Origin of the sequence: Mesorhizobium atlanticum, assembly GCF_003289965.1 — a bacterium.
Classification (GTDB): domain Bacteria; phylum Pseudomonadota; class Alphaproteobacteria; order Rhizobiales; family Rhizobiaceae; genus Mesorhizobium; species Mesorhizobium atlanticum.
Genome location: NZ_QMBQ01000003.1, coordinates 37,038 through 56,909, shown reverse-complemented (window position 1 = coordinate 56,909; position 19,872 = coordinate 37,038). Strand labels below are relative to the sequence as shown.

Annotated in this window: 19 protein-coding genes; 7 read left to right on the top strand and 12 right to left on the bottom strand. The window is 63.7% G+C overall.

The annotated features are described in order from the left end of the window. Positions 1–106: 106 nt before the first annotated feature. A complete protein-coding gene (locus DPM35_RS10030; protein WP_112127167.1) occupies positions 107–1,114 on the bottom strand; it encodes a ribonuclease T2 family protein in 1,008 nt (335 codons plus the stop codon). A 191-nt stretch (positions 1,115–1,305) separates the two neighbouring features. On the opposite strand from DPM35_RS10030, the gene DPM35_RS10025 reads away from it, so the two are divergent. The 3 genes from DPM35_RS10025 to DPM35_RS10015 all read left to right on the top strand — a co-directional run bounded on the left by DPM35_RS10025 (position 1,306) and on the right by DPM35_RS10015 (position 5,136). Beyond that, a complete protein-coding gene (locus DPM35_RS10025; RefSeq protein WP_112127166.1) occupies positions 1,306–2,238 on the top strand; it encodes an alpha/beta fold hydrolase in 933 nt (310 codons plus the stop codon). Positions 2,239–2,317: 79 nt separating this feature from the next. After that, a complete protein-coding gene (locus tag DPM35_RS10020; protein WP_112127165.1) occupies positions 2,318–3,490 on the top strand; it encodes a CaiB/BaiF CoA transferase family protein in 1,173 nt (390 codons plus the stop codon). Next, positions 3,487–5,136 (top strand): thiamine pyrophosphate-binding protein, encoded by a 1,650-nt coding sequence (locus DPM35_RS10015; protein WP_112127164.1) that lies wholly within the window; start codon positions 3,487–3,489, stop codon positions 5,134–5,136. Before DPM35_RS10020 ends, DPM35_RS10015 begins: the two co-directional genes overlap by 4 nt. A gap of 66 nt (positions 5,137–5,202) precedes the next feature. Here the strand turns inward: DPM35_RS10015 and DPM35_RS10010 are convergent, their stop codons facing one another. Together DPM35_RS10010 and DPM35_RS10005 are read right to left on the bottom strand one after the other, a co-directional pair. Next, entirely contained in the window at positions 5,203–5,640 is a 438-nt protein-coding gene (locus tag DPM35_RS10010; RefSeq protein WP_112127163.1) for a CHRD domain-containing protein, read from the bottom strand. Between the two features lie 163 nt (positions 5,641–5,803). Next, complete coding sequence (locus DPM35_RS10005) at positions 5,804–7,087, bottom strand: cystathionine gamma-synthase family protein (RefSeq protein ID WP_112127162.1); 1,284 nt, start codon at positions 7,085–7,087, stop codon at positions 5,804–5,806. A 122-nt stretch (positions 7,088–7,209) separates the two neighbouring features. On the opposite strand from DPM35_RS10005, the gene DPM35_RS10000 reads away from it, so the two are divergent. Beyond that, positions 7,210–7,668 carry an Lrp/AsnC family transcriptional regulator gene (locus tag DPM35_RS10000; protein WP_112127161.1) on the top strand — a complete coding sequence of 153 codons (459 nt, stop codon included), beginning with the start codon at positions 7,210–7,212 and terminating at the stop codon, positions 7,666–7,668. Positions 7,669–7,794: 126 nt separating this feature from the next. On the opposite strand, the gene DPM35_RS09995 is transcribed toward DPM35_RS10000, so the two are convergent. The 4 genes from DPM35_RS09995 to DPM35_RS09980 form a co-directional block, all read right to left on the bottom strand. After that, positions 7,795–8,766 (bottom strand): ABC transporter substrate-binding protein, encoded by a 972-nt coding sequence (locus DPM35_RS09995; protein ID WP_112127160.1) that lies wholly within the window; start codon positions 8,764–8,766, stop codon positions 7,795–7,797. A gap of 39 nt (positions 8,767–8,805) precedes the next feature. Beyond that, a complete protein-coding gene (locus DPM35_RS09990; protein WP_112127159.1) occupies positions 8,806–9,960 on the bottom strand; it encodes an ABC transporter permease in 1,155 nt (384 codons plus the stop codon). Beyond that, entirely contained in the window at positions 9,957–10,835 is an 879-nt protein-coding gene (locus tag DPM35_RS09985) for an ABC transporter permease (protein WP_112127158.1), read from the bottom strand. The genes DPM35_RS09990 and DPM35_RS09985 overlap by 4 nt, the downstream gene beginning before the upstream one ends. 458 nt (positions 10,836–11,293) lie before the next feature. After that, a complete protein-coding gene (locus tag DPM35_RS09980; protein ID WP_112127157.1) occupies positions 11,294–12,085 on the bottom strand; it encodes an ABC transporter ATP-binding protein in 792 nt (263 codons plus the stop codon). Positions 12,086–12,204: 119 nt separating this feature from the next. Here DPM35_RS09980 and DPM35_RS09975 point away from each other — a divergent pair, with 119 nt between their 5' ends. Further along, the gene (locus DPM35_RS09975; RefSeq protein ID WP_095815694.1) at positions 12,205–12,609 is read left to right on the top strand and encodes a cupin domain-containing protein; all 405 of its coding nucleotides are present in this window, start codon (positions 12,205–12,207) and stop codon (positions 12,607–12,609) included. Positions 12,610–12,626: 17 nt separating this feature from the next. Here DPM35_RS09975 and DPM35_RS09970 read toward each other — a convergent pair whose 3' ends face one another. The 3 genes from DPM35_RS09970 to DPM35_RS09960 all read right to left on the bottom strand — a co-directional run bounded on the left by DPM35_RS09970 (position 12,627) and on the right by DPM35_RS09960 (position 15,876). After that, a complete protein-coding gene (locus tag DPM35_RS09970; RefSeq protein ID WP_112127156.1) occupies positions 12,627–13,004 on the bottom strand; it encodes a hypothetical protein in 378 nt (125 codons plus the stop codon). A 2-nt stretch (positions 13,005–13,006) separates the two neighbouring features. Continuing rightward, positions 13,007–14,458 carry a dihydropyrimidinase gene (gene hydA, locus DPM35_RS09965; RefSeq protein WP_112127155.1) on the bottom strand — a complete coding sequence of 484 codons (1,452 nt, stop codon included), beginning with the start codon at positions 14,456–14,458 and terminating at the stop codon, positions 13,007–13,009. Between the two features lie 167 nt (positions 14,459–14,625). Continuing rightward, on the bottom strand, positions 14,626–15,876 hold the full coding sequence (locus tag DPM35_RS09960; RefSeq protein ID WP_112127154.1) for a Zn-dependent hydrolase: 1,251 nt from the start codon (positions 15,874–15,876) through the stop codon (positions 14,626–14,628). A 122-nt stretch (positions 15,877–15,998) separates the two neighbouring features. Here DPM35_RS09960 and DPM35_RS09955 point away from each other — a divergent pair, with 122 nt between their 5' ends. After that, positions 15,999–16,637: a TetR/AcrR family transcriptional regulator gene (locus DPM35_RS09955; protein ID WP_112127153.1), complete on the top strand. Its 639-nt coding sequence runs from the start codon at positions 15,999–16,001 to the stop codon at positions 16,635–16,637. A 96-nt stretch (positions 16,638–16,733) separates the two neighbouring features. Here the strand turns inward: DPM35_RS09955 and aptA are convergent, their stop codons facing one another. Further along, on the bottom strand, positions 16,734–18,062 hold the full coding sequence (gene aptA, locus DPM35_RS09950) for an omega-aminotransferase AptA (protein WP_112127152.1): 1,329 nt from the start codon (positions 18,060–18,062) through the stop codon (positions 16,734–16,736). Between the two features lie 235 nt (positions 18,063–18,297). On the opposite strand from aptA, the gene DPM35_RS09945 reads away from it, so the two are divergent. Continuing rightward, positions 18,298–18,927: a TetR family transcriptional regulator C-terminal domain-containing protein gene (locus DPM35_RS09945; protein ID WP_095769027.1), complete on the top strand. Its 630-nt coding sequence runs from the start codon at positions 18,298–18,300 to the stop codon at positions 18,925–18,927. 15 nt (positions 18,928–18,942) lie between these two features. On the opposite strand, the gene DPM35_RS09940 is transcribed toward DPM35_RS09945, so the two are convergent. Further along, a complete protein-coding gene (locus DPM35_RS09940; protein ID WP_112127151.1) occupies positions 18,943–19,815 on the bottom strand; it encodes a helix-turn-helix transcriptional regulator in 873 nt (290 codons plus the stop codon). Positions 19,816–19,872 lie beyond the last annotated feature (57 nt).

The window sequence follows — 19,872 nt, the reverse complement described above, 5'->3', positions numbered from 1 at the left end:
CGCGCGAAAGAAGCGGTTAACCATTCGCCCTCAAAACGACGCCAGATTGGGAAATCGCGGCCAAGCCGCGATTTCGGGGAAGAACGGCCGATCAAAGAACTCCCGTCTACTGGAATCCGATCGCGTCGACCGTGCCCTTCGGGCAACCTGCCTTGGCCGTCGGCGCGGACGCCATCAGCAAATCGGCGAGCCTGCTGTCAGGGCCGATCGGGCCTGACAGGCCGAGCGTGATCTCGCCGATCAGGCGCCGGCCGCTCGACGGGTCGACCAGGCAGGAGACGCGCACGCGGTCCCCGGCGCCGGCGCCGAAGGCCGCGTTGAAGGCGCTGCGGATCTCGTCCGAGGTCAGCTGCTTGCCGATGTTCTTGGTGAAGAGATCGCGCACCGCCGAGGCGTTCACCGCCCGCATCAGATTGAGAGCGTCTGAGAAATACTCCTGCTGGCTCTTGCCGTAGCAGGTACCGTGCTTGATCCATTCATGCCGCTCCAGCTTGGAGGCGGTGCCCGGCATCACCTGGTCGAGCTCGGCCCGCGTGTTCGCATCGAGCTTTACCGGCGGCAAATCTCCCCAATGCGCCGGATTGTCATTGGCCTTGTCGGACGCCGGCACCTGGCAATAGAAATTGCCGTTCGGCTGCGGCCACAGCCCATGCAGCGTGAAATGCGAGGCATCGAACTCGGTGGGGTTCTGCGCCTTGCATTCGGGCTTGCTTGCCTTGGTCTCGCAGAATGCCGGCTGCCAGCTTAGCGCAAAGACATATTCAGGTTTTCCGGAGGCTGACGACGGCTTGGCCTGACCGGCAGGCGCCGGGGTCGTCGCCGCGCTGCCGCCGGTGACATGGCCGCAGTTGATCTTCACCCAGCGCCGCTCGGGGTCGGCGCCCGGCACCTGGATGAGGTAGTGGGTGGGCTCGTCCTTGTTGCCGGCAAGTAGCTCATAGCTCTTGCCCGTCTCGGTCGAGATGTTGCCGGGGTTCTTGCCGCTCTTGATGGCCTGCGTCGCCGGACAGGCGCTGTCGGCCACGAAAGTACCGCTCATCTTGACGTCGGCATTAGCCGCGCCGGCGCCGGCGAGAGCCAGCACCATCGAACCCCACAATACCCAAACCCGCATCCCGCTCTCCCGGCGATCATTGAACCGTATTGGATTCGTCACACTAGAACAGGCGACGTGTCAGAATTGCGATCTTTTTCATCGTGCGAAAGAACAATCCCCAACTGAGCGCACATCCGCGTGGTCGCAAGCCCGCTCGTCCACTTGACGCCGGCAAAGCCCTCGCCCAACAGTCGCCGAGGGAGCGAGACATGCCATTCGATAAACAGACCAGGCTGGCCTCACCGACCGGGGCCGAGCTCAACCTCTATGTGAAACACGCGCAGGCGAAGCCACGCGCCGTGGTCCAGATAAATCACGGCCTGGCCGAGCATGCGGCGCGCTATGCCCGCTTCGCCGACTACCTCGCGCCGCGCGGCTTCCAGGTCTACGCCCATGACCATCGCGGCCATGGCGCGACGAAGGCACCCGACGCGCCGCTCGGCAAGTTCGCCGACAGCGGCGGCATCGCCAAGGTGATCGCCGATGTCGACGCGGTGCACGACCTGATCGCGGCCGAGCATCCGGGCTTGCCGGTGATCGTTTTTGGACATTCGCTCGGCGCCTCGATAGCGCTCAACTTCGTGCTGCGCCATTCGCAACGCGTCCATGCCGCCGCGATCTGGAACGGCAATTTCTCGCAAGGGCTTCTCGGCCAATTGGCGCAGCTCATCCTGGGTTGGGAACGGATGCGGCTGGGCTCCGATGTGCCGTCGCGCCTTCTGCCCAAGCTCACCTTCCAGGCCTGGGGCAAGGCGGTGCCCAACCACCGCACCCTGTTCGACTGGCTGTCGCGTGATCCGGTCGAGGTCGACAAATATGTCGCCGACCCGCTCTGCGGCTGGGATGCCTCCATCTCGATGTGGCGCGATGTCGTCACTATGGCGCAGCACGCCGGCAAGGATTCGAGTTTTGCGACCGTACGCCGCGACCTGCCCGTCAACCTCATCGGTGGCGAGAAGGATCCCGCATCCGATTACGGCAAGGCGGTCCATCATCTCGCAAAGCGCATGCGGGCGATGGGCTTTTCGAATCTGGTTTCAAAGGTTTACCCCGACACCCGCCATGAAAGCCTGAACGAGATCAATCGCGACGCCGTCATGAACGATTTTGCCGCCTGGGCGGACAGCGTGTTGAAATCCTGACGCGGTGGCCTATCGCATGGGTCGTGACACAGGCCGCCCCGATTGCTAGAGGCTGCGCTTTGTTTAACCACGGTGATCCATGGCCGAACCTCCGCTGAAAGGCATCCGCGTTATTGAACTCGCCCGCATCCTGGCCGGCCCCTGGGCCGGGCAGTTGCTGGCCGATCTCGGCGCCGATGTCATCAAGGTCGAAAGCCCGGACGGCGGCGACGACACCCGCAAATGGGGCCCGCCCTTCGTCGTGAGCCATGACGGCGAGAACCTCTCGGCCGCCTATTACCATTCCTGCAATCGCGGCAAGCGGTCCATCGCCATCGACTTCTCCAAGCCCGAGGGTGCCGAGACGCTGCGCAAGCTGGTCGCCACCGCCGACGTGCTGATCGAGAACTTCAAGCTCGGCGGCCTCAAGAAATACGGCCTCGATTATGAAAGCCTGAAGGCGATCAATCCGCGCCTCGTCTATTGCTCGATCACCGGCTTCGGCCAGGACGGTCCCTATGCGCCCCGCGCCGGCTACGATTTCATCATCCAGGCCATGGCCGGCATGATGTCGATCACCGGCGAGCCCGGCCGCGAGCCGCAGAAGGCGGGCGTCGCTATCTCCGACCTCTTCACCGGCCTTTATTCGGTGATCGCCATCCAGGCAGCACTTCGCCATGCCGAAAAGACCGGCGAGGGCCAGCACATCGATATGGCGCTCTACGACAGCCAGATCTCGGCGCTCGGCAACCAGAACCTCAACTATCTGGTCTCCGGCAAGTCGCCGGTGCAGATGGGCAACGCGCATATGAACATCGCCCCTTATGAGGTCCTGCCGGTCAGGGACGGCCACATCATCCTGGCGGTCGGCAATGACGGACAGTTCGGCAAGTTCTGCGCCGTGGTCGGGCTCACCGACCTGCCCGCCGATCCGGATTTCGCCACCAACCCCGCGCGGGTCGCCAACCGCGTGAAGCTGCGGGAGCGGATCATCGAGACGCTGAGCACGTGGGACCGCGATCCGCTGCTGGCGAAGCTGGAAGCCGCCGGCGTGCCGGCAAGTCCGATCAACACGATCGGCCAGATGTTCGCCGACCCGCAGACCATCGCGCGCGGCATGCGGCTCGACCTCGACGACGGCCATGGCAACCGCCTGCCCTCGGTGCGCGCGCCGATGGTGATGTCGGGCACGCCGCTCGTCTATGAGCGCCCCTCGCCGCGTCTCGGCGAGCACACGCAAGAAATCCTTGCCGAACTGGAGAGAGCAAAATGAAGACCGGCGGACAACTGATCGTCGAGGCGCTCGAGGCGAACGGCACCGACCGCATCTTCTGCGTTCCGGGCGAATCCTATCTTGCGGTGCTCGACGCGCTGCATGACTCTTCGATCCGCACCATCGTCTGCCGCCAGGAGGGGGGCGCCGCGATGATGGCCGACTGCCAGGGCCGGCTGACCGGCAAACCCGGCATCTGCTTCGTCACCCGCGGTCCCGGCGCCACCAACGCCTCGGCCGGCGTCCATATCGCCATGCAGGATTCGGTGCCGATGATCCTGTTCATCGGCCAGGTCGCCAGCCACGCCAAGGAGCGCGAGGCCTTCCAGGAAGTCGACTACAAACGCTTCTTCGGCGATATCGCCAAATGGGTGGTCGAGATCGACGATGCCGCGCGCATTCCGGAATTCGTCACCCGCGCCTTCGCGGTGGCGACCTCCGGCCGCCCCGGCCCGGTGGTCATCTCGCTGCCGGAAGACATGCTGACCAGCGAGGTGGAGGCTCCGGCAGCCCTTCCCCACACGCCGGTCGAGACGCGTCCTGGCGAAGTCGAGCTCGACGCGCTGCAGATGCTGCTCGCCAGCGCCAAGCGGCCGTTCGTCATCCTCGGCGGCACGCGCTGGAACGAGGAAGCCGTGGCGCATATGCGCGCGATCGCCGAGACGTGGTCGCTGCCGGTCGGCTGTTCCTTCCGCCGCCAGATGCTGTTCGACCATCTGCATCCCAATTACGCCGGCGATGTCGGCATCGGCATCAATCCAAAGCTCGCGGAGCGGATCAAGCAGGCTGACGTGGTGCTTTTGATCGGCGGCCGCCTGGGCGAGATGCCATCTTCCGACTACACGCTGCTGAAGAGCCCGTACCCCGACCAGGCGCTGGTGCATGTCCATGCCGATGCCGGCGAGCTCGGCCGCGTCTACCGGCCGACGATAGCCATCAATGCCTCGCCCGCCGCCTTCGTCGAGGCCTTCGCCAAACGCAAGCCCGCCGCTAGCCCTGCCTGGGCGGTCGAGGCGGAAAAGGCGCACGCCGCCTATCTCGCATGGTCGACGCCGCCGCAGACCGGCCCGGGCGCCGTCCAGATGGGTCCGATCATCGAATATCTGGGAAAGGTCCTGCCGGAGGACGCCATCCTCACCAACGGCGCCGGCAACTACGCCACCTGGGTGCATCGTTTCTACCGCAACCGCCGCTTCGGCACACAGGCGGCGCCTACCTCCGGCTCGATGGGCTACGGCACGCCGGCCGCCGTCGCCGCCAAATCACTGTTCCCGGATCGCACCGTGGTCGCCTTCGCCGGCGATGGCTGCTTCATGATGAACGGCCAGGAATTCGCGACGGCTGTCCAGTATGACCTGCCGATCATCGTGATCGTCGTCAACAATGGCATTTACGGCACGATCCGCATGCATCAGGAGCGGGAGTATCCGAGCCGCGTCGTCGCCACCGAGCTCAAGAACCCGGACTTCGCAGCGCTCGCCCGCGCCTATGGAGGCCATGGCGAGACGGTGGAAAAGACCGCCGACTTCGCGCCGGCCTTCGAACGCGCGCTGGCCAGCGGCAAGCCGGCGATCGTCGAGATCAAGCTCGATCCCGAAGCGATCACGCCGACCCGCACGCTGACGCAGATCCGCAACAAGAGCTAAGGCGAAAGGCGTCGCCTTTCTGCCGGCTGCACCACAAAAGGGGCGGCTTGACGCCCCTTTCCTCGTTTACATCGCCTTCTCGATCTGGCCGCGGATCTCGCCGTCCTTGTTCTTGGCTGTGTGGATGTTGACGTAATATTTGCCGGCCTCCAGATCGGATGCCTGCGCGTCGGTCAACGTCGCCGATCCCTTGATCGGGCTCTTCAGCTTCTTGAACGGGATGACCGGATCCGCATTCGCGCCCATATCCGCCGGACCGTGGATGTGGGCGCCCACGGCCGGTCCGCTTAGACCAGAATATTTGACGTTCCAGCTGAGCTTCTTGCTTGTCGTATCGAAGGTGAGAGTGGCGGTTCCCTTGCCCTTGGTGGTCACGGGCGGGCTCTGCTGGCTGCCGTCGAGCGTCGCCTTGAACTTCATCGTTTCGGCCATGGCCGGCGATGCGAGAAGGAAGGCGGTCGAGACGGCTAAGGCCGAAAGCATCGGCACGGATAGGATGCGCATGAAGAACCTCCGTTGATTGCAGCATCCTTCGCGGCTCCCCGACGCGCGGATGCATCAATGCAACGGCTGAACGGCGCGATGTATCCCTGCGCACGTTTATTTTACCACAGCCAACGAAAAAGGGGCGGGCGCCCGCCCCTTTCGGATTCATGAAAGGCTATGATCAGACGGTGGCCAGCGCCTGCGCCAGATCGGCGATCAGATCGTCCGCATGCTCGACGCCGATGGACAGCCTGACCGTGGTCTCGAGCACGCCGATCCGCTGACGCACCTCGAAGGGAATACCGGAATGGGTCATCGCCGCCGGATGGCTGGCCAGCGATTCCGTTCCGCCGAGACTTACCGCCAGCTTGAAGATCTGCAGGCTGTTGAGAAAGGCGAAGGCCGCCTTCTGCCCGCCGCGTATGTCGAAGGAGAATGTCGAGCCGGCGCCGCTGCATTGCGCCCGGTAGGTGCGGCCCGCCGGCGTATCCTCGCCCAGGAACGGCAGATAGTGCACCCTTTCGACTTTGGGGTGATCGCGCAGGAATTCAGCGACGAGGCGTGCGTTGTCGTTCGCTCGTTCCATGCGGATCGAAAGCGTCTCCAGCGAACGACCGAGCATCCAGCAGGAATGCGGGTCGAGCTGCGTACCGATTGCGCCGCGCAGCGCCTTGATTGGCTTGGTGACCGCCTTGCCGCCCAGGGCGGCGCCAGCGATCAGGTCGGAGTGCCCGCCGACATATTTGGTCAGCGAATAGACCGAAACATCGGCGCCGTGTTCGATGGGCCGCTGGAACACCGGGCCAAGCAGCGTGTTGTCGCAAACAATGATCGGCTTCGTCCCTTGCCGGACACCGATCTCGTCGGCGATCCGGCGCATCAGCCCGATGTCGACAAGGCTGTTGGTTGGGTTTGACGGCGTCTCGATCAGGATGACCGAGACACGGCCCTTGGCCTGGGCAGCGTCGGCGGCCGCGCGTACGGTCGCGTCGTTGACGCCGTCCGCGAAGCCGACTGCGTCGATGCCGAAACCGGCGAGCGTGCGGGTCAGAAGCGTCTCGGTGCCGCCATAGAGAGGCTGCGAATGCAGGACCACGTCGCCCGGCCGGGCATAGGCGAGCAGCGTGGTCGCGATCGCCGACATGCCGGACGAAAACAGGATACAGGCCTCCGTCCCCTCATAGATCGCCAGCCTGTCCTCGACGATCTCGCTGTTCGGATGGTTGAAGCGCGAATAGACCAGGCCGGAAGCCGTGCCGCTTGGAGGTTCCTTGCGGCCAGAGGTGTAATCGAAGAAGTCGCGTCCCTCTTCCGCGGATTTGAACACGAAGGTCGAAGTCAGGAACACCGGCGGCTTGACGGCGCCTTCCGACAGCTGCGGATCGAAACCGTAGCTCAGCATCAGTGTCTCCGGATGGAGCTTGTGGTTGCCGATATGGGTTTTCGACGGGCGCGGCGCGGTCATGGCTTTTCCTTGTTTTTCGCGTGATACCGCCAGCAATTTATGCGATCCGCCTCACGCAGTCCTTGCTATTTTCGGCCTCGCATGGCTGCATTTTCGCAACAAATTGCCGAAGGATATCAAAAGTGCAGCAGAAGATAGCTGACGATTTCGACCGCAAGATTTTACGCGAACTGCAATCCGACGCCCGCATCACCAACAACGAGCTCGCCGAACGGATCGGCCTGTCGCCATCGCCGTGCCTGAGGCGCGTGCGGCGGCTGGAGGAGACGGGCATGATCAGAGGCTACACCGCTCTGGTCGATCCGGCCGCCTTCGGCTGGGGCATGGTCGCCATCGCAACCATACGCCTCAGCCGCCAGAACGAGGACGAGATCGTCATGTTCGAGGAAGCGATCCGCGGTTGGGACGAGGTGCTGGAATGCCACCTCGTCACCGGCTCGCGCGACTATGTGCTGAAGGTGGTGACCGGAAACCTGGAACAGTATGAGCGCTTCATCAAGGAGAAGATCGCGCGGCTGAAATGCGTCGCCTCGATCGAGACCAGCTTCGTCATGAACACCATAAAGGAACGGCGCCTTTGAATGCACGTCGCCCAAAAGTGCGCAGCGGTTTTGGGGTAACGACATACATCAAACAAAGAAAAAGAGCGGCTCTTTCGAACCGCTCTTCCAGACGCTGTCCTCCAGATCGGAATTGTCTAAGCAGGCTTATTTGATCGCCTTGTCGGTGATCGCGGTCGTGTAGGCGCCGCTCGCCTCCTTGCTGATGATCTTCTGGTCGAGCAGCGCCTTGGCGGTGCGCTCGTAAGCGGCCGGGATCAGCTTGCCGTCGGCATTGTCGATAAGCTTTGCCACTTCCTTCATCATGAACTTCTGGTGGTTCTCGTCCTGGCCGCCGGCGTCCACGACGATTTCGGCAGCCTCGTCGGTGTTTTCGGTGGCGTATTTCCAGCCCTTCATCGAGGCGCGCACGAAGCGCACCATCTTGTCCTCGAAGGCCGGATCCTTGAGCTTGTCCTCGAGCGTGTAGAGCCCGTCTTCCAACAGGTCGTTGCCCATGGCCGAGTAGTTGAAGACGATCAGGTCTTCCGGCTTGTAGCCGGCATCCAGCACCTGGCCGTATTCGTTGTAGGTCATGACCGAGATGCAGTCGGCCTGCTTCTGGATCAGCGGCTGCACGTCAAAGCTCTGCTTGAGCACGGTAACGCCGTCCGGGCCGCCATCGGTCTTGAGACCGATCTTGTTCATCCAGGCGTAGAAGGGATATTCGTTACCGAAGAACCAGACGCCGAGTGTATGGCCCTTGAAGTCGGCTTCGGTCTTGATCGGCCCGGCCTTGGGGCAGACCAGTTCCATGCCGGCCTTCTTGAACGGCTGGGCGATGTTGACGAGCCCCACGCCCTTATCGCGAGCCGCCAGCGCACCGCCCATCCAGTCGACGATGACATCGGCGCCGCCACCGGCGATGACCTGCTCGGGCGCGATGTCCGGGCCGCCCGGCTTGATATCGACGTCGAGGCCTTCGGCGTCATAGAAGCCCTTGGCCTTGGCGACATAGTAGCCGGCGAACTGGGCCTGGGTGACCCACTTCAATTGCAGTGTCACCTTGTCGGCGGCCATCGCCTGGAAGGCGGCCAGCGACATGGCGCCGGCCAACGCGGAAATCAGCAGTCTTTTCATGTTTTTACCCTCTGAAGTTAGTGCCCAAACCCACCGCCCCTATCCACCTCGGACAGAGGGATGCCAAAACGTGACGGCTCTCTCGATGAGAGCGACCACGCCATAAAAGACCGAACCCGCCAGGGCTGCAACTGCGATTTCGGCCCACACCATGTCGATGTTCATCCGCCCGACTTCCGTCGAGATGCGGAATCCCATGCCCACGACAGGCGTGCCGAAGAACTCGGCGACGATGGCGCCGATCAGGGCCAGCGTCGAGTTGATCTTCAGCGCATTGAAGATGAACGGCATTGCCGCCGGCAGCCTGAGCTTGAGCAGCGTCGGCCAGTAGCCGGAGGCATAGGTGCGCATCAGGTCGCGTTCCATATGCCCGGAGGCGGCCAGCCCCGCGACCGTGTTCACCAGCACCGGGAAGAAGGTCATGATGATGACGACCGCGGCCTTGGACGGCCAGTCGAAGCCGAACCACATGACCATGATGGGCGCCACGCCGATGATCGGCAGCGCCGAGACCATATTGCCGATCGGTAAGAGCCCGCGCCTCAGGAACGGCACGCGGTCCGCGAGGATGGCGACGACGAAGCCGGCGAGGTTGCCGACGACATAGCCGATGAGCACCGCCTTGAAGATCGTCTGCCGCACATCTGAGCCCAGGATCGGCAGCGAGTTGGCGATGCGCGCGCCGATGGCGCTGGGCGGCGGCAAAAGGATGAACGGGATGCCAGCGCCCCGCGTCACCGCTTCCCAGATGATCAGGATCCAGGCGCCGAAGATCGCCGGGATGACTAGGCGCAATGCGTTCCTTGCGGCGCTTTCGCTCGGACGCAAGGAGGAGAGCAAGGTAACGCAGCGCCAGGCAAGCAGCCAGGCCGCGGCGAGCAGCAGGAAATACGGCGCCAACGCCGTGCCTTCGAAACCGGCTATGCCCTTGATCAGAAGCCAGGCTGCGGCATGGGCGCCGACGAAGAGCACGATCGCCTCAACGATCGGCGTGAGCTTCACCACCGAGACAAGCGCCGCGATCAGCAGCAGCCCGATGATCAGGCCTTTTGCGCCCATATAGGGATAGGCAATTGTCGCCGTCGGCTGCGCCAGAGCCGCGACTTCCGGTTTCGACATCGCGCCCAGCGCCAAGGCGGCCAGGCAAAGAAGGAAGGCAAGCGCCGCCTGCCAGGAGGGCTTCAGCCAGGTCATGCCGGCCTCCCGCCCATGGCGCGGTCGACGAGGCGTCCGGCGATGCCCACCGCCATCACCAGAAGCGCCGCGACGATGGAGCCTGCGACCAGCGCCGACCAGATATCAATGGTCTGGCTGTAATAGGCGCCCGCGAGCAGCTTGGCGCCGATGCCGGCGACTGCGCCCGTCGGCAACTCGCCGACGATGGCGCCGACCAGGCTTGCCGCCACAGCCACCTTCATCGAGGTGAACAGGAACGGCACCGAGGCCGGCACGCGCAGCTTCCAGAAGGTCTGCGAGGCGCTGGCATTGTAGGTATGCATCAAATCGAGATGCATGAGCTCGGGCGAGCGCAGGCCTTTCACCATGCCGACGGCGACGGGGAAGAACGACAGGTACGTCGAGATCAGCGCCTTGGGGATCAGGCCGGTAATGCCGATCGCCGCCAGCACCACGATGATCATCGGCGCCACCGCCAGGATCGGAATGGTCTGCGAGGCGATGATCCACGGCATCAGGCTGCGGTCAAGTGTCGCCACATGCACGATGCCCACCGCGATGACGATGCCGAGCGCGGTGCCGAAGCCAAAGCCGAGCAGCGTCGAGGACAGCGTCACCCAGGCGTTGTAGACGAGGCTGCGGCTCGAAGTGACGGAGCGCAGGAAGGTGTTTTCGAAGAAATTCACCGCCACCTGATGCGGTGCCGGCAGCGTCGGCTTCGGCTGCGACAGCGTCTTGCCGATGAACTCGACCGCGCCGGGCGTTTCGTTGCCTCGCTGATCGAGGTCGCGCTGGAACGGCGCGTTGAGGATGACGGCAAAGACATACCAGAGCACCACCACGCCGGCGAGGATAGTGGTGACGGGGATGATCTTCGAGCGGAAGCTATCCATGGCGTTGCCCTCGCGGGCCGTGCGCCTTCGTCATCCTAGGGCGAAGCAGGAGCGTAGCAGCCTGCGCGACTGGAGCCGCCCACCGTGATCTCGTCATCCTAGGGCGGAGCAAGGAGCGTAGCGACGCAGCGCAGACCCTAGGATCCATGCCGTTACTTCTCCGCTCCGCAGCGGTGCAGAACAGGGCTTTTTGTGCCGAGCCCCGGGCGGATATTCTCGACCGCTTACGCCCTTCGACCAGCGTCACGGCATGGATCCTAGGGTCTGCGCTCCGCTTCGCGTCGCTCCGCCCTAGGATAACGAAATCGCGGTCGCCGGCTCCCTTCACGCGCGCGTTGGCGCCTCTGCTCCGCCCTAGGATGACGAAGGCGCGGGGGGACGTCCCCTCACCCGGCCTCCGCTTCGCTCCGGCCACCCTCTCCCCGGTGGGGAGAGGAGGGAGCGTATCCTCGTCCGCCTCAATCATCATAGCTGTGCCCTGCCCGCAGGCCGTCCCGCACGCGCGCGGCGATCGCCAAAAACTCCGGCGTCTCGCGGATGTCGAGCGGCCGCTCCTTCGGCAGCGTCGATTCGATGATGTCGGTGACGCGGCCCGGCCGCGGCGACATCACCACGATGCGGGTCGACAGATACACCGCCTCGGGAATCGAATGGGTGACGAAGCAGATCGTCTTGTTGGTCCGCGCCCAGAGATCGAGAAGCTGTTCGTTCAGATGGTCGCGCACGATCTCGTCCAGCGCGCCGAATGGCTCGTCCATCAACAAAAGGTCCGCGTCGAATGCCAAGGCGCGCGCGATCGAGGCGCGCTGCTGCATGCCGCCGGAGAGCTGCCAGGGATATTTCTTCTCGAAGCCCGCGAGGTTGACCAGCGCCAGCGTGCGCTTGATGCGCTCGGCCTGCTCGGCCTGGCTGAGCCCGATGATCTCCAGCGGCAATGCCACATTGCGCTCGATGGTGCGCCACGGGAACAGGGCCGCTGCCTGGAAGACATAGCCGTAGGCACGCTTCTCGCGCGCCTGCTCGGGCGTCATGCCGTTGACGGAGATTGTCCCGGATGTCGCTCTTTCCAGATCGGCGATGACGCGCAGCAAGGTCGTCTTGCCGCATCCGGACGGACCGATGAAGGAAACGAACTCTCCCTTGCCGATGGTGAGGTCGACATTGGACAGCGCCTGCACCGGACCGTCATTGGTCTGGAAGGTGAGGCCGAGCTTGCTTGCCGAAACGACGGCTGGCGGCTGTTCGCTCATTGGCTGGAGCCCGCCTTTCGCAGCCGCTGCCGCGTCGTCCGCAATCCGGTTGATTTTATGATAGCGTTGCTTTCCACTCGTCCTGTCCCACCCGATCGACGCCGCCCGGATCCTTGCCGATGTCGCCTAAACCCACCTGTCACCTCGTTCGCCCCGAAAGCACCTATCAGGGCAAGCAGGGGCTGAGCTATTTCGCCGGCATCGCCGCCGAGACCGTCGGCTCGTCCGGCATCTGCATGCATCTTCTCACCATGCCGCCCGGTGCCCGCGCCAAGGCGCATATGCATGAAAGCCACGAGACGGCCATCTACGTGCTCTCGGGCGAAGTCCACACCTGGTACGGCGACCGGCTCGAGCACCACATCGTCGTCAAGGCCGGCGACCTCTTCTACATTCCGGCCGGGGTGCCGCATCTGCCCGCCAATCTGAGCGGAGCGCCGTCCTCGGCGGTCATCGCCCGCACCGATCCCAACGAACAGGAAAGCGTCGTCCTGCTGCCGGAACTGGATGGGCTCGTCGCTTGACCCCGACGGGGTCGCCGTCATTTGCATCGCGCGACTTCGCCCATCACATTGCCGCCCTCGTCGGCCACCACCAGCTTCTTCGCGTTCTTGGCGCTGCGCTTGATGGTGAACTTGGTCGGCGCCTGTCCCTCTTCGCCCTCCGCCTCGCATTTTGCCGTCACCACCAGCGAGCCGTCGGCCTGGGACTGCTTGTCGCTGAAGGTGCAGGCGCTGGCCGCTGTGATCAGTTCCTTGTCGGTCAAAAGCAGCATCTTGTCGGCGGCGACCTCCTGGCCGTTCCGGTTGATGCAGCCATATTTGTCGCCATAAGGCTTGCTGAGGTCGATGCCGGCGGCGAGAGCCTGGCCGGCAGCCAGCATAGCGGTCGCCGCGATAGCAAGTTGAAGAGCCCGCATGGTCAGACCCCGGTTGCCGGGATGCCGGTACGCTCCACCTTGCGCGGCGCGGAAATCTCCTTCCAGGTCGACAGCGCCCGGTTGACCGCGGCGTTCGGCTCACGCGCCACGAACTCGCCATGGCCGACCTTGGCCTTGACGTCCGCTTCCTCGATCGACAATTCGCCGCGCGAGAAGACGAAGCGCGGTAGGCCGGTCACCTCGAAACCTTCGAAGACGTTATAGTCGATCACCGACTGCTGCTTCTTGGCCGAGATCGTCTTCTTGCGCTTCGGGTCCCAGACGATGATGTCGGCGTCAGCGCCTTCGACGATCGCCCCCTTCTTCGGATACATATTGAGGATCTTTGCGATGTTGGTCGAGGTCACCGCGACGAACTCGTTCATCGTCAGGCGGCCGGTGTTGACGCCGGTCGTCCACAGGACCGGCAAGCGGTCCTCGAGCCCTCCGGTGCCGTTCGGGATCTTGGTGAAGTCGCCGACACCGTTGCGCTTCTGCTTGGTGGTGAAGGAGCAGTGGTCGGTCGCAACCACTTGCAGCGAGCCTGCCTGCAGGCCGGCCCACAGCGAATCCTGGTGCCACTTGCTGCGGAAGGGCGGGCTCATCACCCGGCGCGCCGCATGGTCCCAGTCCTTGTTGAAATACTCGGTCTCGTCGAGCGTCAGATGCTGGATCAGCGGCTCGCCGAACACCCGCATGCCCTTCTGCCGGGCGCGGCGGATCGCTTCATGGCTCTGCTCGCAGGAGACATGCACGACATAGAGCGGCACGCCGGCCATGTCGGCGATCATGATGGCGCGGTTTGTCGCCTCGCCTTCCACCTCCGGCGGGCGCGAATAGGCATGGCCTTCCGGGCCATTGTTGCCGGCGGCGAGCAGCTTCTGCGAAAGTGCTGCGACCACGTCGCCATTCTCGGCATGCACCAGCGGCAGCGCGCCCAAGTCGGCGCAGCGCTGGAACGACGCATACATCTCGTCGTCGTCCACCATCAGCGCGCCCTTATAGGCCATGAAATGCTTGAACGAGGTGATGCCCCTGTCGACCACCGTCGCCATCTCGTCGAACACCTGCTTGCCCCACCAGGTGATGGCCATGTGGAAGGAATAGTCGCAGGACGCCTTCGAGGTCTTGTTGTCCCACATCTGCAGGGCCTCCAGCAGCGACTGCTGCGGCGCCGGCAGGCAGAAATCGACCACCATCGTTGTGCCGCCGGAGAGTGCCGCGCGCGTGCCGGATTCGAAATCGTCGGCCGAATAGGTGCCCATGAAGGGCATTTCGAGATGGGTATGCGGGTCGATGCCGCCCGGCATGACATAGCAGCCCGTCGCGTCGAACTCATGATCGCCATGCAGGTTGGAGCCGATGGCGACGATCTTGCCGTGCTGGATCAGCACGTCGGCCTTCCACGTGCGGTCGGCCGTCACGATGGTGCCGTTGCGAATGACTTTGGTCATATCTGTTCCCCTGTTCTTTCGCGCTTCTTTGCGAGCGGCGTTGCGAGGTGATTGGTCCGGAGCAATTTCAGGAAAAGTGTGAAGCGGTTTTCCGTCCGAAATTGCGTTAAAACAAAGATACTAGAGCATTCCACCGTTTCCGTGAAACGGTGGAATGCTCTAGTCGGTCATTCGACGATTCCCGCCGTTTCGACCACCGCGTGGAACAGCACGTCGGCGCCCGCCGCGGCCCATTCCTTGGAGATTTCCTCGGCCTCGTTGTGGCTGAGACCGCCCACGCAAGGGCACATGACCATCGTTGCCGGCGCGACCTTGGCCGCCCAGCAGGCATCGTGGCCGGCGCCCGAGATGATGTTCATGTGGCTGTAGCCCAGCTTTTCGGCGGCGGTGCGCACGCGGCCGACCAGCGTCGGATCGAAGGTCACCGGATCGAAATGGCCGACCGCCTCGACCGAGCATTTGACGCCGAGCCCCTCGCAGATCTTCGGCGCTTCCTTCTCGATGCGGGCGCGCATGCCGTCGAGCTTCGCCTGGTCTGGCGAGCGGATGTCGACGGTAAAGATCACCGTACCAGGCAGAACGTTGCGCGAATTGGGCGAAAACTTCACCTGTCCGACGCCGCCGACGGCGCCGGGTTGGTTCTCCATGGCCACCGTCTGCACCATCTCCAGGATACGGGCCATGGCGAGGCCGGCATTGACGCGCATGTTCATCGGCGTCGAGCCGGTATGCGCCTCCCTGCCCGTCAGCGTGAATTCCAACCACCACAGGCCCTGGCAATGCGTCACCACGCCGATCTGCTTGTTCTCGGCCTCCAGGATCGGTCCCTGCTCGATGTGATACTCGAAATAGGCGTGCATCTTGCGCGCGCCGACCTTCTCGTCGCCGACCCAGCCGATCCGCTTCAGCTCGTCGCCGAAGGTCAGGCCGTCCAGATCCTTGCGGCCATAGGCGTAGTCCTGCGTATGCACCCCGGCGAACACGCCGGAGGCAAGCATGGCCGGGGCGAAACGCGCGCCCTCTTCATTCGTCCAGTTGGTGACAACGATCGGGTGCTTCGTCTTGATGCCGAGATCGTTGAGCGAACGCACGACCTCGAGACCCGAGAGCACGCCGAGCACACCGTCATACTTGCCGCCGGTCGGCTGGGTATCGAGGTGGGAACCGACATAGACCGGCAACGCATCCGGATCGGTGCCGGCGCGCGTCATGAACATGGTGCCCATCTGGTCGACGCCCATCGAGAGCCCGGCCGCATCGCACCAGGACTTGAAAAGCGCGCGGCCCTCTTTGTCGGAATCGGTTAGCGTCTGGCGATTGTTGCCGCCGGCGATACCGGGGCCGATCTTCGCCATCTCCATCAGGGAGTCCCACAAACGGTCCGAATTGATTCGCAGATTCTCGCCGGGTGCGGCCATTTTGCGGTTCCCATTTTCACTAGGGGTCTTGTCGCCCCTTGAGTGGTTTGCATCCTGACCGTATGGTCAGCTTTGAGAGTACACAAGCTGACCAAGCGGTCAACGAGAATCTTGGGGGAGACATGACCGAATCCACCCGTCCGATGCGGCGCCAGGACATAAGACGGGAGAATGAAAAGGCCATTCTGCTCGCCGCCGAAAAGGTGTTCGCGGAAGCCGGGTTCGGCGGCGCCACCATGCAGCTGATTGCCGATCTGGCGGGGCTGCCAAAGGCAAATCTCCACTACTATTTCGCCACCAAGGAAGAGCTTTACCGGTCCGTCGTCCAGAACATTTTCGAAATCTGGCTGCAGGCGGCCAATTGCTTCGATGCCGCGCGCGGGCCGATAGACGGTATCAGCGCCTATATCGACGCCAAGATGGAAATATCGCGCCGCCACCCCGATGGCTCGAAGGTCTGGGCCTCGGAGGTGATGCACGGCGCGCCGGTGCTTCAGGACTATATGGAATCGACGCTTCGCGAATGGACCGACGGTCGCGTCGAGATCATCAGGCGCTGGATCGACGAGGGCAAGATGGACCCGGTCGACCCGCGGCATCTGCTCTACATGCTCTGGGCCACGACCCAGCATTACGCCGATTTCGGCCACCAGATCGAGACGCTGAACGGCGGCAAGTCCCTGTCCGACCGGCAATGGCGCGAGGCCAAGGAAAACATCAAGCGCGTGATCCTGACCGGCATCGGCGCGCAGCCTGCCTGAATCGCACCACTGTCGAGGTCGGCACATCTTAGCCGACCTCGCCCAGCCGATTCACGGACACCCTTCCCTCGACGGGAAGGATGTCCGCCCGGCTTATCAGTCGATCGACCTCAGAACATCCCGCACATGGTCGATCAATTCATTGATCTGGCCTTTGGTGATGATCAGCGGCGGCGACAGCGCGATGATGTCGCCGGTGGTGCGGATCAGCGCGCCGCGCTCGAAGGCCTTGACGAAGGCCGAGAACGCCCGCTTGGTCGGGCTGCCGGCGATCGGCGCCAGCTCGATCGCGCCGATCAGGCCGATGTTGCGGACGTCGATGACATGCGGCTCGCCCTTGAGCGAATGCAGCGCGTCTTCCCAGTACGGCGCCAGCTCCTCGCCGCGCGTCAGAAGGCCCTCTTCCTTGTAGGTGTCCAGCGTGCCGAGCGCCGCGGCGCAGGCGATCGGATTGCCCGAGTAAGTGTAGCCGTGGAAGAACTCGATCATGTGCTCGGGGCCGGTCATGAAGGCGTCGTGGATCTCCTTCTTGACGAACACCGCACCCATCGGGATGACGCCGTTGGAAACGCCCTTGGCGGTGGTCATGATATCCGGCGTGACGCCGAAATAGTCGGCCGCGAACGGCGCGCCGAGGCGGCCGAAGCCGGTGATCACTTCATCGAAAATCAACAATATGCCGTGTTTCGTGCAGATTTCCCGAAGCTTCTGCAGATAGCCCTTCGGCGGCAGGATGACGCCGGTGGAGCCGGCAACCGGCTCGACGATGACGGCCGCGATGGTCGAAGCGTCATGCAGCGCAATCAGCCGCTCGAGATCGTTCGCGAGCTCCGCGCCATGCTCCGGCACGCCCTTCGAGAAGGCGTTCTTCTCCGGCAGATGCGTGTGCGGCAGATGGTCGACGCCGCCGAGCAGCGTGCCGAACATCTTGCGGTTGGAAACAATGCCGCCGACCGAGATGCCGCCGAAATTGACACCATGGTAGCCGCGCTCGCGGCCGATCAGGCGGGTGCGCGAGCCCTCGCCTCTGACACGGTGATAGGCGATCGCCATCTTGAGCGCGGTCTCGACCGATTCCGAACCGGAATTGGTGAAGAAGACATGGTCCATACCCTTCGGCGCGATGTCGACGAGCCGGTTCGCCAGCTCGAACACGATCGGGTGGCCCATCTGGAAGGCGGGCGCGTAATCAAGTTCGGCGGCCTGGTTCTGGATCGCCTCGGTGATCTTCGGCCGGCAGTGACCGGCGTTCACGCACCAGAGGCCCGCGGTGCCGTCGAGCACCTTGCGGCCGTCGCTGGTCGTGTAGTGCATGTCCTTGGCGGACACGAACATGCGCGGCGCCTGCTTGAACTGACGGTTTGCCGTGAACGGCATCCAGAATGCGCTGAGATCGTTCGGCGTGACTTTCAGCCGGTTGGACATAGCCAAGACTTCCCCTTGTAACCTGTTTCGGTGCGGCCAACGCTTGGTCTTTGCTGCGTTTTCGTGCTACGCAAATTTTTGACCGGTTGGACAAACGTTAGCGCCGCCTGTCGGCGGTCAGGGGATTACTAGCGGAAATGCGGCATAAAAAGCGCGCTCCACAGCCCAAGGAAAAACTGGTCCAGACAATTGGTCCAGATAGTCACCGCGGCGGCCTGCAAGGATGACGGACACGATGGAAGGCTCCGCTCCCCGCCGCACCCGGATCCAACAGGAAAAGCGCGAGCTGATCCTCGAAGCCGCGCTCGAAGTCTTCTCCGCAAACGGCTTTCGCGGCTCGACCATCGACCAGATCGCCGAAGCCGCCGGCATGTCGAAGCCGAACCTTCTCTATTACTTCCGCCGCAAGGAAGACATTCACGAGACATTGATGCAGCGCCTGCTCGACACCTGGCTGGCGCCGCTGCGCGAGCTGGACGACATCGGCGACCCGCTGACGGAGCTCAGAAGCTATATCCGCAGGAAGCTGGAGATGGCGCGCGACTTCCCGCGCGAAAGCCGGCTCTTCGCCAACGAGATCCTGCAGGGCGCGCCGCGCATCAAGCCAATGCTGGAGGGCGAGTTGAAGACCTTGGTCGACGAGAAAGCCGCCGTCATCAAGGGCTGGATGCGCGCCGGCAAGATCGCCCGCACCGATCCCTGGCATCTGATCTTCTCGATCTGGGCGACGACGCAGCATTATGCCGATTTCGATGTCCAGGTGCGCGCCGTGCTCGGCGCCGACCGCGGCGGCGACGGCCGCTTCGAGGACGCGGCGCGGTTTCTGGAGCAGTTGTTCCTCGATGGGCTGAAGCCGAAGGGCTGACCCTGCCCTGATCGCTCAGGCGCTGCGCCGCTCGGTTGGAAGCTCGTCCAGCAGCTTCTTCAGCTTGGCGACCGAGTTGTGCTCGGCGAGCGGCGTGTAGACGATCAATCGCATGTCCGAACCGTCGTCGATCGACAGGCTCATATGCTCGAAGGTCATCGCGCCGGCGATCGGATGCCGCAGACGCTTCATGCCAGACAGACGATGAACGACATCGCGCTGCGGCCACCACTCGCGAAACTCGGGGCTCGAGCGCATCATCAGCGCGATCAGCCGCTCGAAATCCGGATCGCCGGTGTATTTCGCGCTCTCGGCACGGAACGCGGCAAGGGTCGCGCGCGCCAGCTGCTCCCAGTCCACCAAAAGATGCCGCCGGTGCGGATCGGTGAACACCCCGTGGATGATGTTGCGTGCGTCGCCCTCCAGCAGGCCATAATCGCCGAAAATGGCGACGGCCGCGTCGTTCCAGGCCAGCACGTCCCAGCGCGGGCCGACCACATAGGCTGGCTGCAGCACCAGGCTCTGCAGCATGTGCAGCAAGGGTCCTTCGACCTTTGTCTGCACGATGCGCCGCCGCTCCGGCTGCTGGCGGCCCGCGAGTGTGAACAAATGCCGCTGCTCGGCGCCGTCTAGCCGCAGCGCCTGGCAGAGCGCTGACAGCACCTCGACCGAGGGCCGCACGTCCCTGCCCTGCTCCAGCCAGGTGTACCAGGTGGTGCCGACGCCGGCGATCATCGCCACTTCCTCGCGCCGCAGCCCGGGCGTGCGCCGCCGGGCGCCGCAAGCGATGCCGGCGACATCGGGCGAAAGCCTCTCGCGGCGCGAACGCAGGAAGGCGCCGAGCTCGCGCCGGCGGTGATCTTCGGGGGAATGAGCGACGGCATCCATGCGTCTATTATAGCAGTACCGATACCAGGATAAAGTTTGAACTGTTTGGGACGCGCG

What these genes read in the sequence shown, in the direction of transcription:
- DPM35_RS10030 (WP_112127167.1), bottom strand. Translation starts at nt 1,114, where the DNA reads ATGCGGGTTTGGGTATTGTGGGGTTCGATGGTGCTGGCTCTCGCCGGC.
- DPM35_RS10025 (WP_112127166.1), top strand. Translation starts at nt 1,306, where the DNA reads ATGCCATTCGATAAACAGACCAGGCTGGCCTCACCGACCGGGGCCGAG.
- DPM35_RS10020 (WP_112127165.1), top strand. Translation starts at nt 2,318, where the DNA reads ATGGCCGAACCTCCGCTGAAAGGCATCCGCGTTATTGAACTCGCCCGC.
- DPM35_RS10015 (WP_112127164.1), top strand. Translation starts at nt 3,487, where the DNA reads ATGAAGACCGGCGGACAACTGATCGTCGAGGCGCTCGAGGCGAACGGC.
- DPM35_RS10010 (WP_112127163.1), bottom strand. Translation starts at nt 5,640, where the DNA reads ATGCGCATCCTATCCGTGCCGATGCTTTCGGCCTTAGCCGTCTCGACC.
- DPM35_RS10005 (WP_112127162.1), bottom strand. Translation starts at nt 7,087, where the DNA reads ATGACCGCGCCGCGCCCGTCGAAAACCCATATCGGCAACCACAAGCTC.
- DPM35_RS09995 (WP_112127160.1), bottom strand. Translation starts at nt 8,766, where the DNA reads ATGAAAAGACTGCTGATTTCCGCGTTGGCCGGCGCCATGTCGCTGGCC.
- DPM35_RS09990 (WP_112127159.1), bottom strand. Translation starts at nt 9,960, where the DNA reads ATGACCTGGCTGAAGCCCTCCTGGCAGGCGGCGCTTGCCTTCCTTCTT.
- DPM35_RS09985 (WP_112127158.1), bottom strand. Translation starts at nt 10,835, where the DNA reads ATGGATAGCTTCCGCTCGAAGATCATCCCCGTCACCACTATCCTCGCC.
- DPM35_RS09980 (WP_112127157.1), bottom strand. Translation starts at nt 12,085, where the DNA reads ATGAGCGAACAGCCGCCAGCCGTCGTTTCGGCAAGCAAGCTCGGCCTC.
- DPM35_RS09975 (WP_095815694.1), top strand. Translation starts at nt 12,205, where the DNA reads ATGTCGCCTAAACCCACCTGTCACCTCGTTCGCCCCGAAAGCACCTAT.
- DPM35_RS09970 (WP_112127156.1), bottom strand. Translation starts at nt 13,004, where the DNA reads ATGCGGGCTCTTCAACTTGCTATCGCGGCGACCGCTATGCTGGCTGCC.
- hydA (WP_112127155.1), bottom strand. Translation starts at nt 14,458, where the DNA reads ATGACCAAAGTCATTCGCAACGGCACCATCGTGACGGCCGACCGCACG.
- DPM35_RS09960 (WP_112127154.1), bottom strand. Translation starts at nt 15,876, where the DNA reads ATGGCCGCACCCGGCGAGAATCTGCGAATCAATTCGGACCGTTTGTGG.
- DPM35_RS09955 (WP_112127153.1), top strand. Translation starts at nt 15,999, where the DNA reads ATGACCGAATCCACCCGTCCGATGCGGCGCCAGGACATAAGACGGGAG.
- aptA (WP_112127152.1), bottom strand. Translation starts at nt 18,062, where the DNA reads ATGTCCAACCGGCTGAAAGTCACGCCGAACGATCTCAGCGCATTCTGG.
- DPM35_RS09945 (WP_095769027.1), top strand. Translation starts at nt 18,298, where the DNA reads ATGGAAGGCTCCGCTCCCCGCCGCACCCGGATCCAACAGGAAAAGCGC.
- DPM35_RS09940 (WP_112127151.1), bottom strand. Translation starts at nt 19,815, where the DNA reads ATGGATGCCGTCGCTCATTCCCCCGAAGATCACCGCCGGCGCGAGCTC.